Origin of the sequence: Mesorhizobium sp. M2A.F.Ca.ET.042.01.1.1, from assembly GCF_003997405.1 — a bacterium.
Taxonomy (GTDB): Bacteria; Pseudomonadota; Alphaproteobacteria; order Rhizobiales; family Rhizobiaceae; genus Mesorhizobium.
Genome location: NZ_RZRX01000424.1, coordinates 1 through 3,188, shown reverse-complemented (window position 1 = coordinate 3,188; position 3,188 = coordinate 1). Strand labels below are relative to the sequence as shown.

Sequence of the window (3,188 nt, the reverse complement as noted above, 5' to 3'; positions counted from 1 at the left end):
AGATCATACTGCTCGAAGCGGCTTTCCGTGCGCATCTCGATGACATCGCGAAAACCTTCGGTCGTGACCAGAGCGGTTTTCGCCCCGCGCCGCTCGATCAGCGCGTTGGTGGCGAGCGTCGTGCCGTGGATGATGATGCCGATCTCGGCCGCCGAAATGCCGGCATCGCGGATGACCGCGTCGATGCCGTCGAGGATCGCCTGCTCTGGCGCGGCATAATTGGTCAGCACCTTGGTTGAAAACATCTTTCCCCTGACATCGAGCGCGATGTCGGTGAAGGTGCCGCCAATGTCCGCGCCAAGGCGGATGTCATCTGCTCGGGAGGTCATGCCTTGGCCTTCTGCGAAGCGAGTGCTACGTCGCGCATTTCGGCGGCAAGCGAACCGGGCTTGCCTTTCGGCTTATATCTGCACTCCAGCGGGCAAGTGCGAAATCAAGAAATGCGGCTCATTCGAAAGTTCTTCTTTACTGTCTCCCAGGTTGGAAGACTTGTCTCGCGGCACTTGTCAGTCCGAAAGCGGAGTCGGTTTCGGCAAGGAAACCTTGAGGTCGCTGCGCCAGTCTTGCTGGGCCAGCCATCGATGAAGCGCGGCCACCGCCTTGACGCGCAGATGCCCGCGCGGGACCACAAGGTAGAAGCCAGGGACTTCCTCCGGCCGCATATCGGCAATGGCGTCGCGGCCGATCGGCGCGACCAGGGCGCCGGAGCGGAAATCCTCCTCGGCGTCGATCACGGAGACCAGGCCGACACCGATGCCTTGCAGGGTCGCCCGGCGCATCGTCGCCGCATCGTCGAAGCTGACGCTGCGGTCGCCGTCGGTCAGCTCCACGCCCAGGTGCCGCAATATGTCCGGCCACAGTCGCTTCGACTTGACCGTGTCGAGCAACGTGAGCTTCGTCAGATCCTGCGGCGACTTGATCTTCTCCCCGATCGCCGGCGTGCAGCAGATGATCTTCGGGTCCGGCACCAGGAGCGTCACATCATAGTCCGGCCAGTTGCCATAGCCCCACTGCACCGTCATGTCGATGTCGTCGCGACCGAAGTCGGGCAGGTCGACCATCGTCGTCAGGCGCAGGTCGGCGCCAGGCAGGATCTCACGGAACAGCGACAGCCTCGGCAGCAGGTAATGCGTGGCGAAATAGGGACTGGCATTGAGGTTGATGCGGTCGCGGTAGTTCGACTTGGTGACGCGGCGAACGCCTTCGGAAAATTCGTCGAAGCCGACCTTCACGTAGTGCGAAAGAAGGATCGCCTGCTCGGTCAGTTCGATCGAGCGGCCCTTGCGCTCGAACAGCGTCACCTGCAGCGTGTCTTCCAACAGCTTGATCTGCTGGCCGACGGCCTGCGGCGTGACCAGAAGCTCGTCGGCCGCCTGCCTAAAGCTCTTGTGCTGCGCGACGGCGTGGAAGACGCGAAGCGCATTGAGCGAAGGAAGGCGAAGCTTGCCGCTCATCGTAAATCCGCCTCCTTCCGTTCGAGACCCGTTGATCATGCGCTGCCAAACCGCAACAGTCGCTGGCTGCCGAAATGATTCTAAGCGTAGATGTAACCACCTGAAACAATGACGTTTTCGCCGGTCATATATGTGTTCTTCGGGCCGCCGGTCATCAACACCCATTCAGCGATTTCCGTCGGCTCGGCGCCGCGCCCGAGCGGGCTTGCCTTGGCCAGTTCTTCCAGGAAGCCGAGCGCTTTGGCCTTCTCCGTGGCCATGCCGGCCGGCGCCACGGAGTTCACCAGGATGCCGTCCTTCGCCACGTGATGCGCGAAGGACCGGGTCAGGCTGACGACGGCTGCCTTGGTCGCGGCATAGTGGGCGTTCTGAGGATGCGCCTTGAAGGCGTCGACCGAGGTCAGATTGACGATGCGGCCGCGCACCTGGGCTCTCGGCTCTTGCGTCTGCATATGGCGAACCGCGGCCACCATCATGTGGTAGGTGCCTTTGATGTTGATGCCGTTGGAGGCGTCCCAATCGGCGTCGGTGATCTCGAGCAGCGGGCGGCGCGGATAGATCGCGGCGCAGTTGATCAGCGTGTCGACGCGCCCGAGCTTGGCCGCGATAGCATCGAAGGCGGCATGGCATTGCGGGCCGATCTGGATGTCGCATGCGGCAGCCGCCGTCGGCAGGCCCTTGGCCGTTGCCGGATCGAGCGCGCTTTCCGCCGCTTCCTGGTTGATGTCGATGATGCCGATCTTTGCCGCCGCGGCCTCGACAGCCATCTTGGCCAGGAGGGCGCCGAGGCCGGCGCCGCCGCCAACGATCAGAACGGAAAGATCCTTCATTCCACTATCCCTTACTTGGTGCCGCTCGGCGAAGTCGGCCATGTCGGCATGATGTCGAAACGGGTGACGTCGGCCCACGCCGGCAACGCGAGCACGGCGACGACCATCTTTGCCACGTCATCGGGCTGCACCACCTTGCTGGCGTACATGGCGGCGCGCGCCTTGGCGTCGAGGATATCCTGGTAGAGCCGCGTCTCGACGCGGCCGGCGACGATCTCGGTGACGCGTATGCCGGAGGGGGAGAGGTCGGCGCGCAGCGCACCGGCAAAGCCGGAGATCGCCGCCTTGGTGGCTGCGTAGACGGCGATGTTGGAAAATGCCGCGTGGCCGGCGACGGAGCCGGTGAACAGGATATGGCCCGACTGCCGCTCGCGCATCTGCGGCACGACGAGGCGGGTGAGCAGGATCGCCGCAATGAGGTTCACCTCCAGCGTTGCGTCGATGTCGGCAATCTTCATGTCGGCGAAATTGCCGAGCGGCGGCATGATGCCGGCGTTGTTGATCAGCACATCGATGGTGAGATCCGCCAGCACCAATTCCAGCGCCTCGCGGTCGGTGACGTCGACGGCGATCGGCACGATGCCCGGACGCTCGGCCTGCAAGTCCTTCAGCGCCGCCTGGCTGCGGCCGACCGCGTAGACCTCATAGCCGGCGTCGCTGAGCGCGATCGCCATCGCCCGTCCTATGCCGCTCGTCGCCCCGGTGATGAAGGTTGTCGTCACTTCGGCTTCCCCATTTGCGGCTTCCCATTTGCCTGGATTTCAGTCTGCGGCGCGGGCCAGCGCCGCGAAACCAAGAAAACCAGCAAAAAGGAAAGATAAACTTTCGAAAGCTGGTGTGGCGTTTGAAACGTTCCACGCCGCCTGCGTCATTTTCAACGCCGTAAAGCAAAGAAATACAATGC

At 63.1% G+C, this 3,188-nt stretch carries 4 protein-coding genes; all 4 read right to left on the bottom strand.

Going from position 1 to position 3,188, the window contains the following annotated elements; translation table 11 throughout:
* On the bottom strand, positions 1 to 329 hold a 329-nt coding region (locus tag EOA23_RS33060), incomplete at its 3' end, for a hydantoinase/oxoprolinase N-terminal domain-containing protein (RefSeq protein ID WP_281058783.1).
* A 177-nt stretch (positions 330 to 506) separates the two neighbouring features.
* On the bottom strand, positions 507 to 1,454 hold the full coding sequence (locus EOA23_RS33055; RefSeq protein WP_127307151.1) for a LysR substrate-binding domain-containing protein: 948 nt from the start codon (positions 1,452 to 1,454) through the stop codon (positions 507 to 509).
* 80 nt (positions 1,455 to 1,534) lie between these two features.
* Positions 1,535 to 2,284 carry an SDR family oxidoreductase gene (locus EOA23_RS33050; RefSeq protein WP_127307150.1) on the bottom strand — a complete coding sequence of 250 codons (750 nt, stop codon included), beginning with the start codon at positions 2,282 to 2,284 and terminating at the stop codon, positions 1,535 to 1,537.
* A gap of 11 nt (positions 2,285 to 2,295) precedes the next feature.
* Positions 2,296 to 3,006 carry an SDR family oxidoreductase gene (locus EOA23_RS33045; RefSeq protein WP_127307149.1) on the bottom strand — a complete coding sequence of 237 codons (711 nt, stop codon included), beginning with the start codon at positions 3,004 to 3,006 and terminating at the stop codon, positions 2,296 to 2,298.
* Positions 3,007 to 3,188: the final 182 nt, after the last annotated feature.